This is a genomic window from Bacillus sp. 2CMS4F (assembly GCF_023161785.1).
GTDB classification, from domain to species: domain Bacteria; phylum Bacillota; class Bacilli; order Bacillales; family Bacillaceae; genus Bacillus; species Bacillus halotolerans.
Genome location: NZ_JALNTO010000011.1, coordinates 80,236 through 103,045, shown reverse-complemented (window position 1 = coordinate 103,045; position 22,810 = coordinate 80,236). Strand labels below are relative to the sequence as shown.

At 45.1% G+C, this 22,810-nt stretch carries 24 protein-coding genes; 22 read left to right on the top strand and 2 right to left on the bottom strand.

Annotated elements, in window-relative coordinates:
* Positions 1–5 precede the first annotated feature (5 nt).
* From spoIIIAE to spo0A, 18 genes are all read left to right on the top strand, one after another.
* Positions 6–1,205, top strand: a complete 1,200-nt coding sequence (spoIIIAE, locus tag MTN95_RS15490; RefSeq protein ID WP_202853064.1) for a stage III sporulation protein AE — start codon at positions 6–8, stop codon at positions 1,203–1,205.
* 13 nt (positions 1,206–1,218) lie between these two features.
* On the top strand, positions 1,219–1,839 hold the full coding sequence (gene spoIIIAF, locus MTN95_RS15485; RefSeq protein ID WP_105991975.1) for a stage III sporulation protein AF: 621 nt from the start codon (positions 1,219–1,221) through the stop codon (positions 1,837–1,839).
* Entirely contained in the window at positions 1,832–2,521 is a 690-nt protein-coding gene (gene spoIIIAG, locus MTN95_RS15480; RefSeq protein WP_010334895.1) for a stage III sporulation protein AG, read from the top strand. Before spoIIIAF ends, spoIIIAG begins: the two co-directional genes overlap by 8 nt.
* Positions 2,522–3,172 carry a SpoIIIAH-like family protein gene (gene spoIIIAH, locus MTN95_RS15475; RefSeq protein ID WP_248338866.1) on the top strand — a complete coding sequence of 217 codons (651 nt, stop codon included), beginning with the start codon at positions 2,522–2,524 and terminating at the stop codon, positions 3,170–3,172.
* A 152-nt stretch (positions 3,173–3,324) separates the two neighbouring features.
* Entirely contained in the window at positions 3,325–3,807 is a 483-nt protein-coding gene (accB, locus tag MTN95_RS15470; protein WP_105991974.1) for an acetyl-CoA carboxylase biotin carboxyl carrier protein, read from the top strand.
* 11 nt (positions 3,808–3,818) lie between these two features.
* The gene (gene accC / locus MTN95_RS15465) at positions 3,819–5,171 is read left to right on the top strand and encodes an acetyl-CoA carboxylase biotin carboxylase subunit (RefSeq protein ID WP_202853065.1); all 1,353 of its coding nucleotides are present in this window, start codon (positions 3,819–3,821) and stop codon (positions 5,169–5,171) included.
* 20 nt (positions 5,172–5,191) lie between these two features.
* The gene (gene yqhY, locus MTN95_RS15460; RefSeq protein WP_010334891.1) at positions 5,192–5,599 is read left to right on the top strand and encodes a fatty acid biosynthesis protein YqhY; all 408 of its coding nucleotides are present in this window, start codon (positions 5,192–5,194) and stop codon (positions 5,597–5,599) included.
* Between the two features lie 264 nt (positions 5,600–5,863).
* The gene (nusB, locus tag MTN95_RS15455) at positions 5,864–6,259 is read left to right on the top strand and encodes a transcription antitermination factor NusB (protein ID WP_024122013.1); all 396 of its coding nucleotides are present in this window, start codon (positions 5,864–5,866) and stop codon (positions 6,257–6,259) included.
* A gap of 11 nt (positions 6,260–6,270) precedes the next feature.
* On the top strand, positions 6,271–7,122 hold the full coding sequence (folD, locus tag MTN95_RS15450) for a bifunctional methylenetetrahydrofolate dehydrogenase/methenyltetrahydrofolate cyclohydrolase FolD (RefSeq protein WP_024122012.1): 852 nt from the start codon (positions 6,271–6,273) through the stop codon (positions 7,120–7,122).
* Between the two features lie 139 nt (positions 7,123–7,261).
* A complete protein-coding gene (gene xseA / locus MTN95_RS15445; protein ID WP_024122011.1) occupies positions 7,262–8,608 on the top strand; it encodes an exodeoxyribonuclease VII large subunit in 1,347 nt (448 codons plus the stop codon).
* Complete coding sequence (locus tag MTN95_RS15440) at positions 8,605–8,859, top strand: exodeoxyribonuclease VII small subunit (RefSeq protein ID WP_010334887.1); 255 nt, start codon at positions 8,605–8,607, stop codon at positions 8,857–8,859. The genes xseA and MTN95_RS15440 overlap by 4 nt, the downstream gene beginning before the upstream one ends.
* Positions 8,849–9,739 carry a polyprenyl synthetase family protein gene (locus MTN95_RS15435; RefSeq protein WP_106020083.1) on the top strand — a complete coding sequence of 297 codons (891 nt, stop codon included), beginning with the start codon at positions 8,849–8,851 and terminating at the stop codon, positions 9,737–9,739. The genes MTN95_RS15440 and MTN95_RS15435 overlap by 11 nt, the downstream gene beginning before the upstream one ends.
* A 177-nt stretch (positions 9,740–9,916) precedes the next feature.
* Positions 9,917–11,818 carry a 1-deoxy-D-xylulose-5-phosphate synthase gene (gene dxs, locus MTN95_RS15430; protein ID WP_248338863.1) on the top strand — a complete coding sequence of 634 codons (1,902 nt, stop codon included), beginning with the start codon at positions 9,917–9,919 and terminating at the stop codon, positions 11,816–11,818.
* A complete protein-coding gene (locus tag MTN95_RS15425; RefSeq protein WP_248338861.1) occupies positions 11,815–12,660 on the top strand; it encodes a TlyA family RNA methyltransferase in 846 nt (281 codons plus the stop codon). The genes dxs and MTN95_RS15425 overlap by 4 nt, the downstream gene beginning before the upstream one ends.
* Before the next feature lie 96 nt (positions 12,661–12,756).
* Positions 12,757–13,206 (top strand): arginine repressor ArgR, encoded by a 450-nt coding sequence (gene argR, locus MTN95_RS15420; protein ID WP_010334883.1) that lies wholly within the window; start codon positions 12,757–12,759, stop codon positions 13,204–13,206.
* A gap of 35 nt (positions 13,207–13,241) precedes the next feature.
* Positions 13,242–14,972, top strand: a complete 1,731-nt coding sequence (recN, locus tag MTN95_RS15415; RefSeq protein WP_248338859.1) for a DNA repair protein RecN — start codon at positions 13,242–13,244, stop codon at positions 14,970–14,972.
* A gap of 174 nt (positions 14,973–15,146) precedes the next feature.
* A complete protein-coding gene (gene spoIVB, locus MTN95_RS15410; RefSeq protein WP_024122004.1) occupies positions 15,147–16,424 on the top strand; it encodes a SpoIVB peptidase in 1,278 nt (425 codons plus the stop codon).
* 274 nt (positions 16,425–16,698) lie between these two features.
* The gene (gene spo0A, locus MTN95_RS15405; protein WP_010334880.1) at positions 16,699–17,502 is read left to right on the top strand and encodes a sporulation transcription factor Spo0A; all 804 of its coding nucleotides are present in this window, start codon (positions 16,699–16,701) and stop codon (positions 17,500–17,502) included.
* A 579-nt stretch (positions 17,503–18,081) separates the two neighbouring features.
* Here the strand turns inward: spo0A and MTN95_RS15400 are convergent.
* Both MTN95_RS15400 and MTN95_RS15395 read right to left on the bottom strand, forming a co-directional pair.
* Positions 18,082–19,200 carry an NADH-dependent flavin oxidoreductase gene (locus MTN95_RS15400; RefSeq protein WP_248338857.1) on the bottom strand — a complete coding sequence of 373 codons (1,119 nt, stop codon included), beginning with the start codon at positions 19,198–19,200 and terminating at the stop codon, positions 18,082–18,084.
* Between the two features lie 72 nt (positions 19,201–19,272).
* The gene (locus MTN95_RS15395; RefSeq protein WP_248338855.1) at positions 19,273–19,407 is read right to left on the bottom strand and encodes a hypothetical protein; all 135 of its coding nucleotides are present in this window, start codon (positions 19,405–19,407) and stop codon (positions 19,273–19,275) included.
* Between the two features lie 327 nt (positions 19,408–19,734).
* Between MTN95_RS15395 and MTN95_RS15390 the strand changes: the two genes are divergently transcribed.
* The 4 genes from MTN95_RS15390 to MTN95_RS15375 all read left to right on the top strand — a co-directional run bounded on the left by MTN95_RS15390 (position 19,735) and on the right by MTN95_RS15375 (position 22,809).
* Positions 19,735–20,028: a hypothetical protein gene (locus tag MTN95_RS15390; protein ID WP_248338853.1), complete on the top strand. Its 294-nt coding sequence runs from the start codon at positions 19,735–19,737 to the stop codon at positions 20,026–20,028.
* Between the two features lie 22 nt (positions 20,029–20,050).
* Positions 20,051–20,671 carry an N-acetylmuramoyl-L-alanine amidase family protein gene (locus tag MTN95_RS15385; RefSeq protein WP_083244528.1) on the top strand — a complete coding sequence of 207 codons (621 nt, stop codon included), beginning with the start codon at positions 20,051–20,053 and terminating at the stop codon, positions 20,669–20,671.
* Positions 20,672–20,760: 89 nt separating this feature from the next.
* Positions 20,761–21,504: a glycerophosphodiester phosphodiesterase gene (locus MTN95_RS15380; protein WP_248338851.1), complete on the top strand. Its 744-nt coding sequence runs from the start codon at positions 20,761–20,763 to the stop codon at positions 21,502–21,504.
* A 123-nt stretch (positions 21,505–21,627) separates the two neighbouring features.
* Complete coding sequence (locus MTN95_RS15375; protein WP_248338849.1) at positions 21,628–22,809, top strand: acetyl-CoA C-acetyltransferase; 1,182 nt, start codon at positions 21,628–21,630, stop codon at positions 22,807–22,809.
* Position 22,810 lies beyond the last annotated feature (1 nt).

Genomic DNA, 22,810 nt, shown 5'->3' with positions numbered 1-22,810 from the left:
GCAGATTGAAGCGTTTTCGATGGGCATTGGTTCTTGCTGTGCTGCTCATATTCGGCTGCACAGAAATTGTACAAGCAGAAGACGATTCGGTCCAAACAGAAGAACATACCGAAACGCCGGAGCAATTGGCTGAAAAAACGGCTGAGTCGCTTGAAACAGACAAGATCGGTGAATTTTGGAATGACATAATGACAGAGTACGGCGGGCTTCTGCCGGAAAGTCAAAAAGGAAGTTTGCTTGAGTTTATAAACGGTGATAAATCCTTTTCACCGCAAGAATGGCTGAAGGCTCTCTTTTCTTATTTGTTTCATGAAGTGCTTGCCAATGGAAAGCTTCTCGGCACGTTGATTTTGCTGACGATTTTTTGCGTCATTCTTCAGCTCCTGCAAAATGCATTTCAGCAAAGCACAGTCAGCAAGGTTGCCTACGCAATTGTTTATATGGTGCTGATTATCCTTGCGCTGAACAGCTTTCATGTAGCGATCAATTATGCGACAGAGGCGATTCAGACGATGACCAGTTTTATTTTGGCTCTCATTCCTCTCCTGCTGGCGCTTTTGGCTTCCTCTGGAGGAGCTGTATCTGCGGCCTTCTTTCATCCTGTTATTCTCTTTCTAATGAATACGAGCGGTCTGCTGATTCAAAATATCGTCATGCCGCTGATTTTCTTATCAGCGATTCTGAGCATCGTCAGTACAATGACTGAACAATACAAAGTAACGCAGCTGTCCAATCTTCTCAGAAATATTGCCATCGGAGCGCTGGCAGTCTTTCTCACTGTGTTTCTCGGCGTCATTTCTGTGCAGGGTGCCTCGGCGGCAGTGACAGACGGCATTACGCTCAGGACGGCTAAGTTTATTACCGGTAACTTCATTCCTGTTCTTGGAAGAATGTTTACTGACGCAACGGATACAGTGATCAGCGCTTCCTTATTGCTGAAAAATACGGTGGGAATCCTGGGTGTCGCCATTTTGATTTGTATTGCGGCTTTCCCGGCAATCAAAGTGCTTTCTCTCGCTTTTATTTACAAGCTGGCAGCCGCGATTCTCCAGCCGCTCGGCGGCGGTCCGGTCATTACCTGTCTCGATGTCATCAGCAAAAGCGTCATTTATATTTTTGCGGCTCTCGCTATTGTGTCTCTCATGTTTTTTTTAAGCCTTACCGTCATTATTACTGCCGGAAACCTCACGATGATGATGAAATAAAGGAGGCTGACGGATGAGTTTTTTAACTGAATGGCTTACCAGCATCGTCTTATTTATCCTATTTGCAATCGTCATTGATATGCTGCTGCCGAGCTCCAGCATGCAAAAGTACGCAAAAATGGTAGTCAGCCTGCTGCTGATCGTCGTCATGCTTACTCCAATCTTTAAGCTTTTCAAAACAGACCCCGAAGTCATCTTTGAATACCTCACAAAAAACGGGCAATCGGAATCTGCCGAAATAAAAAATCAGATCAATTCAAAAAAAATAGAAATACAAGCTTCCCAGCGCGCATATATTTTAGAAGAAATGGCTGTCCAACTAAAAAAGAAAGCGGAGGAGATGTTCAGTCATGACAAATATAAAGTAGACCAAATCAAGATCACGGCAGGAGAAAAAGTAGATTCAGAAGAGGATATCAAAACAATCAGCGTGTATATGGCCCCGTCTTCTGAAAAAACGGTCCAAACGGTCGCGCCGATCGACATTAATACGGATCATGCATACGTCACGAAAGAAAAAGCGGAACAAAAAGAAGCTAAACAGATTGAGACAAAGCTTGCGGACATTTGGGAAATCGGCAGTGAGAAAATTACGGTTCATATGGAAGGCGGGGAGAGGATCGGCAATGAATAAAAACGGATTATGGAACGTATTGAAAAAGCAGTTTCTTCCGGGGCAATCGAAGGACGGCGAAAAACCGAAGCTGACCAAATATCATTACTTTCTGTTCGTTTTTGTTCTCGGTGTCTCCTTTATGCTAGTCAGCCAGCTCTTTTCTTCACCGGAGAAAACGGAAAACGCCCAGACCATAACAGCACCGGCATCAGCTGATTCGGCGGACAGCAAAGAGAAAACAGCTGAAGTGTTTAAAGCCTCTAAATCTGATGATCCTAAAAACTCTATTGGCGATTATGAAAAAGAATATGAAAACCAGCTGAAGGAAATTCTTGAAACCATTATCGGCGTGGAGGATGTCTCGGTTGTGGTCAATGTAGACGCAACGTCACTGAAGGTTTATGAAAAAAACAAATCAAGCAAAAATACAACAACTGAAGAAACAGACAAAGAAGGCGGAACTAGAAGTGTGACGGATCAAACATCAGAGGAAGAAATCGTCATGATCAGGAATGGGGATAAAGAAACCCCTGTTGTCGTTCAAACGAAAAAACCTGATATACGCGGTGTACTCGTTGTTGCTCAAGGAGTGGACAACGTTCAAATAAAACAAACCATTATTGAAGCGGTGACACGGGTCCTGGATGTTCCAAGCCACCGGGTTGCGGTTGCCCCTAAAAAAATAAAGGAGGATTCATAAATGCTCAAAAAACAAACCGTTTGGCTGTTAACCATGCTCAGTCTTGTTGTGGTGTTAAGTGTTTATTATATCATGTCGCCGGAAAGTAAAAACGCGGTGCAGATGCAAAGTGAAAAAAGCCCGTCAGACAGCGGTGAGGTAGCAACTGAAAAAACACCTGCCAAGGAAGACATAAAGGAAAAAAACGGTGCTGAAACAGAGAAAGAAGACGGAACAAAGGGTACGAAAGATTCTTCATCAGACAAAGAAACCTCCGCTGAAGCGAGTGAAAAAGGAACAGTTGTGACCGAAACCGCCGATGATGATCTCTTCACAACGTACCGCCTTGATTTAGAGGATGCCAGAAGCAAGGAAAGGGAAGAACTGAATGCGATCGTATCCAGCGACGATGCGACAGCAAAGGAAAAGAGCGAAGCATATGATAAAATGACAGCCCTCAGTGAAGCGGAAGGAACAGAAAAACAGCTTGAAACACTGATTAAAACACAAGGCTATGAAGATGCCCTCGTAAATGCTGAAGGAGACAAAATCAACATTACGGTCAAGTCTGACAAACACTCCAAATCTAAAGCTACAGCCATCATAGACCTTGTTGCCAAAGAAATTAAAACGATGAAAGACGTTGCTGTCACATTCGAGCCTTCCAAATAGTTAATGAACAACCGCCCGCCGAAACGCGGGCTTTTTGCATGCCAATCATATTAGAGTTGAATTCAAAAGTCCGCTCCTGTAAGATAAACATAGTATGTACTTTTAGTAGTAACCTATAAAAAAGAAATTTCAATACATAGGAGTGCGATTGAATGTTAAATATTAAAGAAATCCATGAGCTGATTAAAACAATTGACGAATCTTCAATTGATGAATTCGTATATGAAAATGAAGGTGTTTCCCTAAAACTGAAAAAACACGAAGCGGGTACAGTACAAGTGATGCAGCAAGCACCGGCAGCACCTGTACAAGCAGCGGCTCCGCAAACGGCACAGCCGCAAGCGCAGCAAGCAGCGGCGGCACCTGCACAAGAGGCGCCGAAACAAGATGAAAACCTGCATCAAATCAAATCGCCGATGGTGGGAACATTTTATGCTTCTTCATCACCGGAAGCCGGTCCTTATGTAACTGCAGGCTCTAAAGTAAATGAAAACACAGTTGTCTGCATTGTGGAAGCAATGAAGCTATTCAACGAAATCGAAGCGGAAGTAAAAGGCGAAATCGTTGAAGTATTAGTTGAAAACGGCCAGCTGGTTGAGTATGGACAACCTCTATTTCTTGTAAAAGCAGAGTAAGGAGACTTAACATGATAAAAAAGCTATTGATCGCCAACAGAGGAGAAATTGCTGTCAGAATCATCAGAGCCTGCAAAGAGCTCGGCATTGAGACTGTCGCTGTTTATTCAGAAGCTGATAAAGATGCCCTGCATGTGCAAATGGCTGATGAGGCTTTTTGTATCGGACCGAAAGCATCAAAAGACAGCTATCTAAACGTTACAAATATCGTAAGTGTCGCCAAGCTTACCGGCACAGACGCTATTCATCCGGGATACGGATTTTTAGCTGAAAACGCCGACTTCGCGGAATTATGTGAAGAAGTGAATGTCACGTTTGTCGGACCAAGCGCTGAGGCCATTTCAAAAATGGGAACAAAAGACGTTGCGCGGGAGACGATGAAACAGGCGGGCGTGCCGATCGTTCCAGGTTCACAAGGAATTATAGAAAATGTGGAAGAAGCGGTTTCGCTGGCTAATGAAATTGGGTATCCTGTAATTATAAAAGCCACCGCAGGCGGAGGCGGAAAAGGAATCAGGGTTGCGCGCACCGAAGAGGAATTGATTAACGGCATTAAGATTACTCAGCAGGAAGCTGCAACTGCATTTGGAAATCCTGGAGTTTACATCGAAAAATACATAGAGGATTTTCGTCATGTTGAGATCCAAGTGCTTGCCGATAATTATGGAAATACCATTCATTTGGGCGAACGCGACTGCTCGATTCAAAGACGCCTTCAAAAGCTTTTGGAAGAATCACCATCACCTGCGCTTGATTCAGAAATCAGAGAGCAGATGGGTGAAGCAGCGGTGAAGGCTGCAAAAGCAGTTGGCTACACAGGCGCGGGCACAGTTGAATTTATTTATGACTACAGAGAACAGCGCTACTACTTCATGGAAATGAACACAAGAATTCAAGTAGAGCATCCAGTCACAGAAATGGTGACAGGAACAGACCTGATTAAGGAACAAATCAAAGTCGCATCAGGAATGGAACTCAGCCTCAAACAAGAAGATGTTCTATTTGAAGGCTGGGCCATCGAATGCCGAATTAATGCGGAAAACCCAAGCAAAAATTTCATGCCGTCACCTGGTGAAATCAAAATGTATCTGCCGCCGGGCGGTTTAGGTGTCCGTGTAGATTCAGCCGCGTATCCGGGCTATACCATCCCTCCGTACTACGACAGCATGATTGCGAAAGTAATCACATACGGAAAAACGAGAGATGAAGCGGTTGCCCGCATGAAGCGCGCATTAAGCGAATTCGTCATCGAAGGCATAGAAACAACAATCCCGTTCCACATCAAACTGCTTGAACACGAAACATTTGTCAGCGGAGAGTTTAATACGAAGTTTTTAGAAACATATGATGTAATGGGCTCATAATTTTTACGGAGGTGAATTGAATGAAAGACAACAGCTTGCTTAAAATGGATCATGAAGACACGCATTTAGGTAAGGTTGAGATCGCGCCGGAAGTCATTGAGGTGATTGCCGGTATCGCAGCTTCAGAAGTTGACGGCGTTGCTGAAATGCGCGGGAACTTTGCGACAGGCGTCGTCGAGCGCTTCGGCAAAGTAAACCACGGCAAAGGCGTAAAAGTCGACTTAGCGGATGACGGAATTACGATCGATGTCTACTGTGTTGTCGCATTCGGCGTTTCCATTCCGAAAGTCGCAGCGGCCGTTCAGGAAAACATTCGTCAAACCTTATTAAATATGACGTCTCTTTCAATTAACGAGATCAATATTCACATCGTCGGCATTCAATTTGACACAAAAGCCCAGGAAGTCGAAATCGACGAAGAAATGTAAATGGCTTAACAGGAAACCAAGGGGAGGGCGGCCCTTTGGTTTTTTTACACGTTACCCTTTATTTCAAAGCATGAAGAAAGCCGGCTCAAGGCAGCCGAGTTTCTTCATGATCGTGAAATCCGAATGATCATATGAAGGTGTGTAAAAATATTCGGTAATAGGGTCGAAAAACCTTGATTTCAATATGCGGATACGAAAAAAATATGTTATGATCTCTTTATGGCTTAACGACAAGCGGATAAAGAGGATCAAAGGAGAAAGAAAATGAAAAGAAGAACAGCAAGAGAAAAAGCTTTGCAGGCACTATTTCAAATTGATGTCAGCGATATTGCAGTGAATGAAGCCATTGAACACGCATTAGATGAAGAAAAGACAGATCCTTTCTTTGAAAAGCTTGTATACGGTGTACTTGAACACCAGGTTCAGCTGGATGAAATGATTTCGAAACATCTGGTGAATTGGAAGCTTGACCGGATTGCCAATGTTGACCGTGCTATTTTGCGTCTGGCAGCATACGAAATGGCATATGCCGAAGACATTCCGGTAAATGTCTCCATGAACGAAGCGATTGAGCTGGCGAAACGGTTTGGTGATGACAAAGCGACAAAATTTGTAAACGGGGTTCTTTCTAACATTAAATCTGATATTGAACAATCATAGGAGGAAAGAAAATGACTGCAACAATCATCGACGGAAAAGAAACGGCAAAAGAAAAACGCGAACAATTGGCAAAAGAAGTAGAAGAGCTTAAAAAGCAAGGCGTCACTCCCGGCCTGGCGGTTATTTTGATTGGAGATGACCCAGCTTCTCATTCTTACGTGCGGGGAAAGAAAAAAGCAGCAGAAACAATGGGCATGAATTTTAAGCTTGATCAATTCGACAGCAGCCTCACAGAAGCTGAACTGCTTTCGATTATTGACAAATACAATGAAGACCCTGAGTTTCACGGAATTCTCGTTCAGCTTCCGCTTCCAGACCATATTTCTGAAAAAGCGGTGATTGAACGTATTTCTCCTGATAAGGATGTAGACGGTTTTCATCCGTTAAATGTAGGGAAAATGCTGCTAGGCGAAGATACATTTCTTCCTTGCACGCCGCACGGAATTGTTGAGCTTTTGAAGAAAACCAATATTGACCTTTCCGGTAAAGAGGTTGTTGTAGTCGGCCGAAGCAATATTGTCGGTAAACCTGTCGGCCAGCTTTTATTAAATGAAAACGCGACAGTGACATACTGTCATTCAAGAACAAAAGATATATCTGAACATACGAAAAAAGCGGACATCCTGGTGGTGGCGGTCGGTAAAGCCAACTTCATCACTGCTGACCAGATGAAAGAAGGCGCCATCGTTATTGACGTCGGCGTTAACCGTTTGGAAAGCGGAAAGCTTTGCGGAGACGTTGAGTTTGAAGGTGCGAAGGAAAAAGCATCCTTTATTACACCCGTTCCGGGCGGAGTCGGTCCTATGACCATCACGATGCTTGCGCATAATACTGTTAAATCTGCGAAACGTACGTTATCATAGATCTTTGGAGATATTCAGAGACAGGCTAAAAACCCTGCCTCTGGATAATGAGCACGATACCCGCTTCTTCAGGCTCCTTAAGCCAGAGCGGGTTTTCTTTAGTTATGGTGCAGGAATGCTTACGAGAGGAGTTTGAGACATGGGTGAAACAGCGTATGTTACTGTCTCAGCGCTGACAAAGTATATAAAACGAAAATTCGATGTAGATCCTCACCTTGAAAATATTTGGATTAAAGGCGAATTATCGAATGTAAAGATACACACGAGAGGCCATATTTACTTCACGTTAAAAGACGAAAACGCCCGGATGCAGTCGGTCATGTTCGCCAGACAGAGCGAGCGTCTTCCTTTTAAACCTGAAAACGGTATGAAAGTGCTGGTGAGAGGCGGAATTTCCGTATACGAACCGAGCGGGAACTATCAATTATATGCAAAAGAAATGCAGCCTGACGGGGTCGGAGCGCTTTATTTAGCGTATGAAGAATTAAAAAAGAAGCTAGCCGGAGAAGGTTTATTTGACGAACGCTACAAAAAACAAATCCCCGCATTTCCAGCCACAATCGGGGTTGTGACATCACCCACAGGTGCTGCTGTCAGAGATGTCATTACAACTCTAAAAAGAAGATATCCCCTTGTAAAAGTCATTGTTCTTCCAGCGCTCGTTCAGGGTGAAAATGCGAGCAGATCAATCGTTAGGCGCATTGAAGAGGCGAATGAAAAACAGGCGTGCGACGTATTAATTGTCGGAAGAGGCGGCGGATCGATTGAGGAACTGTGGGCGTTTAACGAAGAAATCGTAGCGCGTGCGATCTTTGCTTCCAACATACCGATCATTTCGGCAGTCGGGCATGAGACGGATTTTACCATCAGTGATTTTGTTGCGGATATCAGAGCGGCGACACCTACAGGAGCAGCTGAGATTGCAGTGCCCCATACCACTGATTTAATTGAACGGACGAAAACGGCGGAAGTCAGAATGACAAGAGCGATGCAGCAGCATCTCATCCAAAAAAAAGAACGGGTTCAAACACTTCAATCCTCATATGCATTTCGCTTTCCTAAGCGGCTGTTTGAGCAAAAAGAGCAGCAGTTTGACCTTGCATATCAGCAGTTTCAAGCTCAGCTTACCGCGCTGTTGGACCGGAAAAGCAGACAGCTTGAGCGCGAAACATACAGATTAGAGGCGCTGCATCCCCATGAACAGCTGAAACAGGCGAGAAAACGGTATGAGGATCAGACGAATCAGCTGAAAAAAAATATGAATATCCAAATGAAGCAGCTGCATTCTCAGTTTCAAACCGTTCTTGGCAAGCTGAACGCGCTAAGTCCCCTTCAAATTATGGAAAGAGGATACAGCTTGGCTTATAAGGAAGATGAACTCATAAAAAGCGTCAGTCAGATCGAAGAGAAAGACCAGCTTGAGGTAAAGCTGAAGGATGGCGTGCTGACCTGTGAAGTATTAAATAAGAGAGGGGAAGAAAAATGACAGACATGAAAAAAAATGAAAATATGACGTTTGAAGAAGCGATGAAAGGCTTAGAAAGCATTGTATCAAAGCTTGAAGAAGGCGATGTGCCTCTGGAGCAAGCAATTAACTACTTTCAAGAAGGAATGGCTCTTTCAAAAATGTGCCATGAAAAGCTTCAAAAAGTAGAAAAGCAAATGGACTTCATTTTAAAAGAAGACGGCGAACTGGCACCTTTTAGTGTTCAGGAGGAAGACGAAGGTGACAAATAAATTAGCTAGCTTTCTGGCGGAGCGTAAAAAAACGGTTGAAAAACAGCTCTTTGTATATACAGAAAACCTTAATATCCCGGATTCATTAAAAAAATCTATGCTGTATTCTCTTGAGGCCGGAGGGAAACGGCTGCGGCCTCTCATCGTGCTGGCGGTTTTGAATGCGTACGGAAAAAGTGAAAAAGACGGTATCCCAGTCGGGTGCGCTGTTGAAATGATTCACACGTATTCATTAATTCATGATGATCTGCCTTGCATGGATGATGATGATCTGCGCCGCGGAAAGCCGACAAACCATAAAGTATTTGGTGAAGCCACGGCTGTTTTAGCGGGAGACGGGCTGCTGACGGAAAGCTTTAAGCTGATTACGTCCCATGTGTCAGACGAAGTATCCGCAGAAAAGCGGCTTCGTCTTGTGAATGAACTGATTTCAGCAGCGGGAACCGAGGGCATGGTCGGGGGGCAGATTGCCGATATGGAAGCAGAAAACCGTCAGGTCACGCTTGAAGAACTTGAATCCATTCATGAACGGAAAACAGCCAAACTGCTCGGTTTTGGCGTCATCGCCGGCGCTATTTTGGCGGATGCGCCTGAGGAAGAAATTGAAACATTGCGCGTCTTCAGCAGCCACATTGGAATCGGTTTTCAAATCAGAGACGACATTTTAGATGTAGAAGGCAGTGAAGAGAAAATCGGCAAACGTGTCGGCTCGGATACAACGAACGACAAATCGACTTATCCGTCACTTCTGTCACTGGAAGGGGCCAAAAAGAAATTGGACGGTCACATAAAAGAAGCAAAGCGCTTGATCGACGGGCTCTCCCTTCAAAAAGACCTTTTGTATGAGCTTTGTGATTTAATTGCGGCAAGAGACCACTAAAACGATCCTTATTTGAAGCGGCTGCACGACATATGGTAAAATGTAAGCAGTTTCGATGAAAATCAAAAGGAAGAGCGCGTTTGTCTTTTTTTATGCCTGAGAAATGATCTGAGTTCAGCTCGGCATTTAAGACATATATCAATGCAGAAATTCATGCTGAAAGTGAGTTGATCCGCTTTGGATCTTTTATCAATACAGGACCCGTCGTTTTTAAAAAACATGTCCATTGATGAATTAGAGAAATTAAGTGATGAAATCCGTCAGTTTCTGATTACGACTTTATCGGCTTCTGGCGGTCACATTGGCCCTAATTTGGGTGTCGTTGAGCTTACCGTTGCATTGCATAAGGAATTTAACAGCCCGAAAGACAAGTTTTTGTGGGATGTAGGCCATCAGTCTTATGTCCATAAGCTGCTGACGGGCCGGGGAAAAGAATTTGAGACCCTTCGTCAGTATAAAGGGCTTTGCGGATTCCCGAAGCGGAGCGAAAGCGAACATGACGTATGGGAAACCGGTCACAGCTCAACTTCCTTGTCAGGTGCGATGGGGATGGCGGCCGCTCGCGATATTAAAGGGACGGATGAGTTTATCATTCCGATTATCGGTGATGGTGCGCTGACCGGCGGAATGGCGCTTGAAGCGCTGAACCATATCGGTGACGAGAAAAAAGACATGATTGTTATCCTCAACGATAATGAAATGAGTATCGCTCCGAATGTCGGTGCTATTCATTCCATGCTCGGACGGCTGCGAACAGCCGGGAAATACCAATGGGTGAAAGATGAGCTTGAATACCTGTTTAAGAAGATTCCGGCTGTTGGGGGCAGGCTTGCCGCCACGGCAGAACGTGTCAAAGACAGCCTGAAGTATATGCTTGTCTCAGGCATGTTTTTCGAGGAACTCGGATTTACTTATTTAGGCCCTGTGGACGGACACTCTTATCATGAGCTGATTGAGAATCTTCAATACGCTAAAAAAACAAAAGGCCCTGTCCTGCTGCATGTGATCACCAAAAAAGGAAAAGGGTACAAACCTGCTGAAACCGATACGACCGGTACGTGGCACGGAACCGGCCCATATAAAATTAATACAGGTGACTTTGTAAAACCAAAAGCCGCAGCGCCTGCATGGAGCAGCCTTGTCAGCGGCACAGTACAGCGAATGGCACGTGAGGACGGGCGAATCGTGGCGATAACGCCGGCAATGCCTGTCGGTTCGAAGCTTGAAGGCTTTGCGCAGGAATTTCCTGACCGAATGTTCGATGTCGGAATTGCAGAGCAGCATGCCGCTACAATGGCAGCCGCTATGGCATTACAAGGGATGAAGCCGTTTCTGGCTATCTATTCAACCTTCCTGCAGCGTGCATATGACCAGGTTGTTCATGACATCTGCCGTCAAAACGCCAATGTGTTTATCGGAATTGACCGTGCCGGATTAGTCGGTGCAGATGGCGAGACGCATCAAGGCGTATTTGATATCGCGTTTATGCGCCACATTCCAAATGTGGTCTTAATGATGCCAAAGGATGAAAATGAAGGGCAGCATATGGTTCATACAGCGCTCAGCTATGACGACGGTCCGATCGCCATGCGTTTTCCGCGCGGAAACGGCCTCGGCGTCAAAATGGATGAACAGCTTAAAACGATCCCAATCGGCACGTGGGAGGTGCTGCGTCCGGGGAGCGACGCGGTCATCTTAACATTTGGAACAACAATTGAAATGGCGCTTGAAGCTGCTGAAGAGCTGCAAAAAGAAGGCCTTTCCGTACGTGTCGTCAACGCGCGATTCATTAAGCCGATTGATGAAAAGATGATGAAGGACATACTAAATGAAGGCTTGCCGATTCTAACGATTGAAGAAGCGGTCTTAGAAGGCGGATTCGGAAGCGCGGTTTTAGAATTCGCTCATGATCAGGGAATGTATCATACGCCGATCGACAGAATGGGCATACCGGATCGATTTATAGAACATGGTAGCGTAACGGCGCTTCTTGAAGAAATAGGATTAACGAAACAGCAGGTGGCAGACCGAATTCGATTGCTGGCACCGCCGAAGACACATAAAGGAATTGGATCATGACGGCTAAGAAAGAACGATTAGATGTATTACTAGTGGAAAGAGGGCTTGCGGAAACGCGGGAAAAAGCGAAACGGGCCATTATGGCAGGGATCGTGTATTCGAATGAAAACCGCTTGGACAAGCCTGGAGAAAAAATTGACCGCGAGCTTCCGTTGACCATCAAAGGAAACCCGCTGAAATATGTGAGCAGAGGCGGCTTAAAGCTTGAAAAAGCGCTGAAAGAATTTCCTGTCTCTGTTCAGGACAAAATTATGATTGATATCGGTTCCTCCACCGGCGGCTTTACAGACTGTGCTCTGCAAAACGGCGCAAAACAGTCGTACGCGGTGGATGTAGGCTATAATCAGCTTGCATGGAAGCTAAGACAGGACGAACGCGTCGTCGTGATGGAACGCACGAATTTCCGTTATGCGACTCCGGCAGACTTCACAAATGGCATGCCGGAGTTTGCTACGATTGATGTATCCTTTATTTCACTTCGGCTGATCCTGCCCGTTTTAAAAACATTGCTTGTACCGGGCAGCGATTGTATTGCGCTTGTCAAGCCTCAGTTTGAAGCAGGCCGGGAATCTGTCGGCAAAAAAGGCATTGTCAGAGATCCGAAGGTGCATGCAGATGTCCTGCGGCGCATGGTCAGTTTTTCGGCTGGCGAGGGCTATATCTGCAAAGGCCTGTCATTTTCTCCAATTACGGGAGGAGACGGAAATATTGAATTTCTCCTCCATTTGCACTGGCCGGGAGAAGGTCAAGAAGGCGCTGGCTTGCCTGAGGAGGAAATCAGCCGTATAGTGGAAGAAGCACATAAGACGTTAAAAGAAAAAAAAGCAGATGTACCGGAATAATAGGGCGCTATTATTCCTTTTTTCTGCATTCATGTACTTTTTGCGGAGAATCATATACCATATAAGAACAGATAAGCTGGAAATAGAGGTGCTTACATGAACAAAGGCCAGAGGCATATCAAAATCAGAGAAATCATTACAAGCAATGAAATCGAAACCCAAGATGAATTGGTCGACATGCTGAAGCAGGATGGATACAAGGTGACACAAGCCACGGTTTCACGTGATATTAAAGAGCTTCACCTTGTGAAGGTGCCGACAAATAACGGCTCATATAAATACAGCCTACCGGCGGACCAGCGTTTCAATCCGCTGTCTAAGCTGAAACGGTCACTGATGGATGCTTTTGTGAAAATAGACTCAGCAAGCCATATGATTGTGCTGAAAACCATGCCGGGCAATGCCCAGGCAATCGGAGCGCTTATGGACAATCTGGACTGGGACGAAATTATGGGGACCATTTGCGGAGATGACACCATTTTAATTATTTGCCGGACTCCTGAAGATACCGACGGCGTAAAAAGCCGGCTCCTAGAGCTGCTGTAAAGGAAATCTAACAAAGATAAGAGGTGTAATGCTGTTTGTTAGCTGAATTATCGATTAAAAACTTTGCCATTATTGAGGAACTGACGGTTTCTTTTGAACGCGGGCTTACGGTTTTAACAGGAGAAACCGGAGCCGGCAAATCCATCATCATAGATGCCATTTCACTTTTGGTCGGTGGCCGCGGTTCATCTGAATTTGTCAGATATGGAGAAACAAAAGCCGAGCTTGAAGGGCTGTTTCTGTTAGACAGCGGCCATCCCGTTTTTGACGTTTGTGCTGAACAGGGGATTGACGTTTCAGATGAAATGATCGTCATGAGAAGGGATATCAGCACGAACGGAAAAAGCGTATGCCGGGTTAATGGCAAACTTGTAACGATTGCGTCGCTTAGAGAAATCGGCAGGCTTTTATTAGATATTCACGGGCAGCACGATAACCAGCTGTTAATGGAGGACGAAAACCATCTTCAGCTTTTGGACAAGTTTGCGGGAGCCGAAGTGGAAAGCGCACTTCAGGCGTATCAGGAAGGCTATCAGCGCTATATGAAGCTGCTTAAAAAGCTGAAGCAGCTTTCTGAAAGTGAGCAGGAAATGGCACACCGGCTTGATCTGATTCAATTTCAGCTGGAAGAAATCGAATCAGCAAAGCTCGAACTGAGCGAAGATGAGCAGCTGCAAGAAGAGCGCCAGCAAATTTCAAATTTTGAGAAAATATATGAATCACTGCAAAATGCTTATAACGCGCTGCGCAGCGAGCAGGGCGGTCTGGACTGGGTCGGAATGGCGTCGTCTCAGCTTGAAGATTTATCCGATATTAACGAACCGCTGCAAAAACTTTCTGAGAGTGTTTCGAACTCCTACTACCTTTTAGAGGACGCTACATTTCAGATGAGAAATATGCTGGATGAGCTTGAATATGACCCCGAGCGCTTGAATTTTATTGAGACGCGTCTTAATGAGATCAAGCAGCTGAAGCGGAAATACGGGGCAACCGTTGAGGATATTTTAGAATATGCTTCTAAAATTGAAGAAGAGATTGATCAAATTGAAAACAGAGACAGCCATCTGCAAAGCCTGAAGCAGGAGCTGGATTCGGTTGGTAAAGATGTTGCAGTAGAAGCGGCAAACGTTTCCCGAATCCGAAAAACGTGGGCGAAAAAGCTGGCTGAGGAAATCCATCGTGAACTGAAAAGCTTATATATGGAAAAGTCGACTTTCGATACGGAGTTTAAGGTCAGAACGGCGACCCGCGGTGAGGAAGCGCCGGTCGTAAACGGACAGCCTGTTCAGCTCACTGAACAAGGGATTGATCTGGTGAAGTTTTTAATTTCCACCAATACGGGCGAGCCGCTGAAATCTCTTTCTAAAGTCGCTTCCGGCGGAGAGCTGTCGAGGGTCATGCTTGCCATTAAAAGCATTTTTTCCTCCCAGCAGGACGTTACCTCGATTATATTTGACGAGGTAGATACAGGCGTAAGCGGCAGGGTCGCTCAGGCTATTGCTGAAAAGATTCACAAAGTATCGATGGGATCACAAGTGCTATGCATTACGCACCTGCCTCAGGTAGCAGCCATGGCCGATACCCATCTTTACATTGCGAAAGAATTAAAAGACGGAAGAACGACGACGCGTGTAAAGCCGCTGACTAAACAAGAGAAGGTTGCGGAAATCGGACGCATGATAGCAGGAGTCGAAGTCACAGACTTGACGAAACGCCATGCGAAAGAGCTGTTAAAACAAGCGGATCAAGTCAAAACAACTGGGTAAGCTGCGCGATATGCGCAGCTTATTTTTTTGTATACACATCCATTCGTTCATCAGTATATCCAATGTTTTTCTTTATAAGACAGTTATAAATAAGGGCTGAGAAGGCAAAAGTAATGATGTAGCAGCAATTCATAAAGAAGGTGTGGGGTAGGAGCGAGGAGAGTGAAGTAGTGAATGCCGGATAACATCAGAAAAGCAATAGGTTTAATTCTCCTTGTTTCGTTATTAAGTGTAGGTTTATGCAAACCATTAAAAGAGTATTTACTGATTCCAACGCAAATGAGAGTATTTGAAACCCAAACACAAGCCATTGAAACGAGTTTATCGGTAAACGCCCAGGAAAAATCATCAGAAGCGTTTACAGTTGAGAAAGACCCGCATGAAATCAAAGTTACAGGCAAAAAATCAGGCCAGTCAGAATTAGTATATGATCTTGCCGGATTTCCAATCAAAAAAACAAAAGTGCAAGTTCTTCCGGATTTAAAAGTCATACCGGGCGGGCAATCCATCGGTGTCAAACTTCATTCCGTGGGAGTCCTTGTCGTCGGATTTCATCAAATTAACACAAGCGAAGGGAAAAAATCCCCTGGTGAATCGGCAGGTATTACAGCAGGCGACATTATTATTGAGATGAATGGACAGAAAATTGAAAAAATGAATGATGTTGCCCCGTTTATTCAAAAAGCGGGAAACACCGGAGAGTCACTTGATTTGCTGATCAAACGTGATAAACAGAAGATCAAAACAAAGCTGATTCCTCAAAAGGATGAAGCTGAAGGCAAATACCGAATCGGTCTATATATAAGGGATTCTGCCGCGGGCATCGGCACAATGACCTTTTATGAGCCGAAAACAAAAAAATACGGAGCGCTTGGCCACGTGATCTCCGATATGGATACGAAAAAACCAATCGTCGTGGAAGATGGAGAAATTGTCAAATCGACTGTGACATCAATTGAAAAAGGGACAGGCGGAAATCCTGGAGAAAAACTGGCGCGATTTTCCTCTGAACGCAAAACGATCGGGGACATTAACAGAAACAGCCCATTTGGAATCTTCGGCACGTTACATCAGCCGATTAAAAACAAAATATCAGATAAGGCGCTGCCGGTTGCCTTTTCAAATGAAGTGAAAAAAGGGCCTGCGGAAATCTTAACGGTCATTGATGATGATAAGGTAGAAAAGTTTGATATCGAAATCGTCAGCACGACACCGCAAAAATTTCCGGCTACAAAAGGAATGGTCTTGAAAATTACCGATCCAAGACTGCTGAAGGAAACAGGCGGCATTGTACAAGGCATGAGCGGAAGCCCAATCATTCAAAATGGAAAGGTCGTCGGCGCTGTCACCCATGTGTTTGTCAACGACCCGACAAGCGGTTACGGTGTGCATATTGAATGGATGCTGTCTGAAGCAGGAATCGATATTTACGGAAAAGAAAAAGCAAGCTGACTGCCGGATCTCCGGCAGTTTTTTGCTTTTCACCCTCTTCACTTCTCATCATACATACGTTAAAATGAACAAAAGAAGATTTTTCGACAAATTCACGTTTCCTTATTTGTCAAATTTCATTTTTAGTCGAAAAACAGAGAAAAACATAGAATAACGAAGATATGCCACTATTATTGTTAGTTATGATTTTTTTTAGAGGGTATATAGCGGTTTTGTCGAATGTAAACATGTAGCAAGGTGGAATCCTGTTAACTACATTGGGGGAGGAAGAAACGTGGAGAAAATTAAAGTTTGTGTTGCTGACGATAATCGAGAGCTGGTAAGCCTGTTGAGTGAATATATAGAAGGACAGGAAGACATGGAAGTCATCGGAGTTGCTTATAACGGACAGGAATGCCTGTCGCTATTTAAAGAAAAAGATCCTGATGTGCTCGTCTTGGATATTATTATGCCTCATTTGGACGGACTTGCTGTTTTAGAGCGACTGAGAGAATCCGATCTGAAAAAACAGCCAAACGTCATCATGCTGACAGCCTTCGGGCAGGAAGATGTCACGAAAAAGGCCGTCGATTTAGGAGCGTCCTACTTTATTCTCAAACCGTTTGATATGGAAAACCTTGTCGGCCATATTCGCCAGGTCAGCGGAAATGCCAGCAGTGTGACGCATCGCGCGCCGTCATCACAAAGCAGCATTATACGCAGCAGCCAGCCTGAACCAAAAAGGAAAAATCTCGACGCGAGCATCACAAGCATTATCCATGAAATCGGCGTCCCTGCACATATTAAAGGCTATCTCTATCTGCGTGAAGCGATCTCAATGGTGTACAACGACATCGAACTGCTCGGCAGTATTACAAAAGTCCTCTATCCGGACATCGCCAAAAAATTCAACACAACCGCTAGCCGTGTAGAAAGAGCGATCCGCCACGCGATTGAAGTGGCATGGAGCAGAGGGAATATTGATTCCATTTCCTCATTGTTCGGCTATACAGTCAGCATGACGAAGGCAAAACCTACAAATTCAGAGTTCATTGCGATGGTTGCAGATAAGCTGAGATTAGAGCATAAGGCTTCTTAAGCATGATCAGCACAAGCACTTAAATCAAACGTCTTTTATTTATTGGTTTCCGCTGATGAATAGGAGGCGTTTTGTTTTTGGATAAATCTGTTATAATGAATGCGGTAGATGGGTGAATATTTGTTTATACGCTTGGAGTGATCGAAAATGTGTAAAAAGTACGGGCTGCTGATGGCTATATTTATCCTTTCGCTTTGTGTCAATTCAAACATCATCGTGGAGTCACACAAAATAGGTATGCTGATTGACTTCATTTCATTTGCGACAATGGTCGTATGTATATTCGTTGGTTGGACCATGAGAAACAGAAAGTCAAAAACGGATTGACACCCTTTACGCTGTATGTTCGTAGTAAAAAGAGCAATTGAGGTATAAAGGAGACATATCGTGAAAAAGAGAAAAAAGAAAAACAGAAAACGTGACGGACTGCTGTTCGATTTTCTAACCGAAGGAATTGGTCAGCTTCTCATTTTGCCATTTAAATATGTGCACAAACTATTCGATTGACGAAAAGGACCCTTTCCTAAGGGTCTTTTTTTATCAAAAAGACTGCCGAAACATTCCGGCAGTCACATCAAATTAATCTTTATAAGGAACCCATCCAGGTGTGTTCACAATCGCTTGCCATAGCGGCTCAGGCAAGTGATATTTTTCTTTGTCTGTCCCTTTTATCACTGTTTCAATTTGTTTTTCGCGTCCTTCTTTTACTTTTACAGCCCAATCAGGATCAACTAAAATTTCACGCCCCATCGCCACCAGCGGAATACCGTTTTCAATCACAGTAAGCGCGTCATCAGCAGAATGGATGGAACCAACAGCAATCAGAGGCACCTTGTGTCCGACACGTTCATTCAATAAGTCCATGCGCGTACGTGCCGGGTCTGCCCCGCGGCGCGCTTTGGAGTTGACGTCCATCAATGAAATATGGAGGTAATCCAGTTCTTTTTCTGCTAAGGCATCAACAAGCGTGAAGGTTTCTGTCATTGTCAGTCCCGGTGTATCTGGCTCTTCCGGAGACAGGCGGTAGCCGACTAAAAATGCACCCTTCGCGTGATCGGCAATTGCTTGTTTCACCTCATCCACAATAGCAAGCGGGAAGGCTAATCGTTTCTCATCGCTTCCTCCCCAGCGGTCTGTGCGCTGATTTGTTTTTGGGGAATAAAACTGCTGAATCAAGTAGCCGTTTGCACCGTGAATTTCGACACCGTCAAATCCGGCTTCAATGGCGCGTCTTGTCGCTTCTCCAAAAGCTTTCACAATGTTTTCAACCTCTGCTTCTGTCAAGGCGCGGGCCATTTGTTTGCCGTTATCAGACACGTCACTTGGCGCGACAACATCCTGATTCGGAACGAGCTCAGCAGGGCATTCAATTCCGCCGTGATGAATTTGCACAATCGCTTTTGACCCTTGTGCTTGAATGGCTTGGGCTAGTCTTTTTAGCCCGGCAATATGTGAGTCGTCATGGATGGCTGGCTGTCCGGAAAACGCTTTTCCATCAGGCGTGACGTTTGCGCATGCTGTAATCACCATTCCCATTTCTTTTGAACGGGGGATGATATAGTCCAGCTCCGCTTCAGAAATCGTACCGTCCTCATTGGAAGAATAATGGGTCATTGGAGCAACCGCGATCCGGTTGTCAATCGTAACGCCGCTTCGGAATGTAAATGATTCAAAGAGCGGTTTGTACTTTGGATTCATAAGATCATCTTCTTTCGTTTGGATTCGCACATATTCTAGCCTATATGTAAAATTTGATGCAATCAATCTGCTTCACCGGCTGAATATCTTGAGTGCCGAATGTGGTTTTCTTCGCTCTTTTTCAGGGCTTTTGTAGCCGCCTTTGATTTGATGGCCAATGGAGCAAGTGATGACCGCCGCGGCTAGCAGCAGAACGATTTTTTTCATGAGCTGTAACTTCTTTCTGTAAAGTAAATATTCTTTAGAAGCTTACGCCTGCCCAACCCTTCCGTCAAACCATCTGCTCACCGTATTCATCAATTTTTTGAAAATGAATATAAAGTTGCTTCTTTCAGCTAATTTTTTCTAAAATGCTGCTCTTTTAGAGACATCCTCATAGACAGATCCGCTTGCTTTCTTTCTAACAACAGGAAATCAGCAGGTCAGATAGCCCTTTTGAAAATCATGGAAACGTTGTGCCGGCTTTTGTGCAAGCTTTACAAATCCTCCATTCTGGTCAAAGATAAAAGCCAAACATCAGGAAGAGGTGATCATGTGAAACAAGCTGGTCTATTTCTGTTTACTGTACTGCTGCTTTCCGGATGCAGTATTGCAAGCGCGGATGAATCAGCCCCGAGGTTTACAGAAGAGGGCAAATACATCGGCTCGGCCGATCCTCATACAATCGCTGTTTCCCTTAACGGAGAAGAAACCATGATACAAGTTCCAAGGGACAAACGCGATGATTGTGAGGATCTGCCAGATCACACAAATGTCCAGGTAAAATATATAAAAAAAGAGAACGGAACCTTACAGCTGGAAGATATTCAGCAGCAAAAGAATTCGTAATGACAGACCGGAGGGAGAAACGTTGAGAATGTTATGGAGGAGTTTAGCGATATGCGGATTGGCTTTTATGCTCGCACCCTGTGCGCAAGCGGCAGAGCCGGTAGCAGGGAAGACGGTATATATTGATGCCGGCCATGGCGGCAAAGACAGCGGGGCAGTCGGAAACGGGCTCTTGGAGAAAAATATTAATTTGGCTGTCTCCCGTCATGTTGTGGACAAGCTGAAAGCGGAAGGAGCGAACCCTGTCGCTACAAGGACAGATGATCATTTTCTGACCTTGGAGGAAAGAGTGGCAAAAGCAAGTGCAAACCATGCCGATCTTTTTGTCAGCATTCATGTGAATTCGGGCGTTTCCTCCGCTTCAGGCACGGAAACGTACTTTCAGTCTGATTATGAAGCGGAAAACAGTCAGCGGCTGGCATCAGATATTCAGTCAGAGCTGGTATCATCCTTACAAACAAGAGACAGGGGTGTGAAAGAATCAGATTTTTATGTCATTACATATTCACAAATGCCGAGCGTGCTGGCTGAGCTTGGATTTATTACAAACAGCTCTGATGCGGACAAGCTTGGGAGTGAAGTATATCAGGAAAAAGCTGCAGACGCGATTGTCGCGGGGATCGATTCGTATTACGCGCAATAGTCTGAGTACAAGAAACCTTAATTCTAGAGTGACAAGGCCAAAATCAGTATAATGGAGAAAACGGGCAACTTTAGGCTTGAGGTGAAACAATGACAAAGATTTTTGCCCATCGGGGGGCATCAGGTCATTATCCCGAAAATACAATGATTGCATTTGAAAAAGGGATTGAAGACGGAGCAGACGGAATAGAGCTTGATGTTCAGCTGACAAAAGACGGACATATTGCCGTTATTCATGATGAAAGGCTCGACCGGACGACATCCTTAAAAGGTTTCGTAAAGGACACGGTGTACGATGTCTTGAAAACCGCGGATGCGGCTGCCGGTCATCATCAAACAGTCGGCGATGTAAGGGTGCCGCTGCTTGAAGACGTGCTCTCGTGGGCTGAAAAAAAGGATTTTCTGATTAACATTGAATTGAAAAACAGCGTGATCCGCTATGAAGGAATGGAAGAAAAAGTGCTTGAGGCAGTAAAGCGATTTAAAATAGAAGAAAGAACGATTCTGTCCGCATTTAATCATGAAAGCTTAGCGTTATGCGGCCGGCTGGCGCCCCATATTGAGCGGGCGGTGCTGACCTCAGATGTGCTTTATCAGGCTGATCAATATGTAAAATCCATTCCGGCAGCCGGCTACCACCCAAAGCTGCATAGCCCGGCGGTAACGGATGAAATGCTGCAGCATATGCGGAGCAGTTCGGTTAAGGTAAGGCCTTTTACAGTCAATCGGCCAGACGATATGGAGCATTTGATGAAAATGGGAGCAGACGGCCTTTTCACAGATTTTCCTGAGCGGGCTGCTGCCATCGCTAAGAAATTGAATAGAAGAAATTAGTTTTCAAGAAGGCTGCCGGAGCAGCCTTCTTTTTTCATTCATTCATACCTGTTTCAAAGCATACATTCATAGAAGACATCAAGAAATGTAAGCGCTGTCTATCTTCTGATTTGAGGTGACACTATGAGGAAAACAGTTATTGTAAGTGCTGCGAGAACCCCGTTTGGCAAATTTGGCGGGGCATTAAAAGAAGTAAAAGCTGCTGAACTCGGGGGCGCTGCTATGAAAGAGGCGTTAAAGCGTGCCGGAGTCTCTGGAGATCAGGCGGAAGGCGCGGTCATGGGTATGGTTGTCCAAGCCGGTGCGGGCCAGATACCTTCCCGGCAAGCTGCCCGTTTAGCCGGACTGCCTTGGAGCGTGCCATCGGAAACGCTGAATAAAGTTTGCGCCTCCGGCCTTCGCGCTGTCACTCTATGTGACCAAATGATTCGGGCGCATGATGCGGACCTTCTTGTTGCCGGAGGCATGGAGAGCATGAGCAATATTCCCTATGCTGTTCCCGCTGGCCGCTGGGGCGCGCGGATGGGTAACGGTGAGCTAAGGGATTTAATGGTTTATGACGGATTAATGTGCGCCTTTGATGAAGTGCACATGGCCGTTCACGGAAATACGGCGGCCAAGGAATATGGAATTTCACGTAAAGAGCAGGATGAATGGGCCCTTCGAAGCCACAAGCGGTCGGCCGAGGCGGCCGATGAAGGAAAATTTGATGAAGAAATTGTTCCTGTCAGCTGGCTTGGCCGGAAAGGAAAAACAAACATTGTTGACAAAGATGAAGCGATTCGCCGCGATACCACTCTCGATCAGCTTGCGAATCTTTCTCCGATTTATTCAAGTGACGGATCCATTACAGCCGGCAATGCGCCGGGAGTCAACGACGGAGCGGGAGCATTTGTATTAATGTCTGAGGAAAAAGCCGCTGAACTTGGAAAGCGTCCTCTTGCAACCATTCTTGGTTTTTCAACAACTGGAATGCAAGCGCATGAGCTTGCGGCTGCTCCGGGATACGCAATAAACAAGCTGCTGAAAAAGACCGGTTTTACATTACAGGATATTGATCTTTTTGAAGTCAATGAAGCATTTGCTTCTGTTGTATTAACATGTGAAAAAATCGTCGGGTTTGATCTTGAAAAAGTAAACGTAAATGGCGGAGCGATTGCGCTGGGCCACCCGATCGGCGCTAGCGGTGCGAGAATTTTGATGACACTTGTGTACGAATTAAAGCGCCGGGGAGGCGGACTGGGTATTGCTGCTATTTGCAGCGGGGCGGCTCAGGGAGACGCTGTTTTGGTTCAAGTTCATTAAA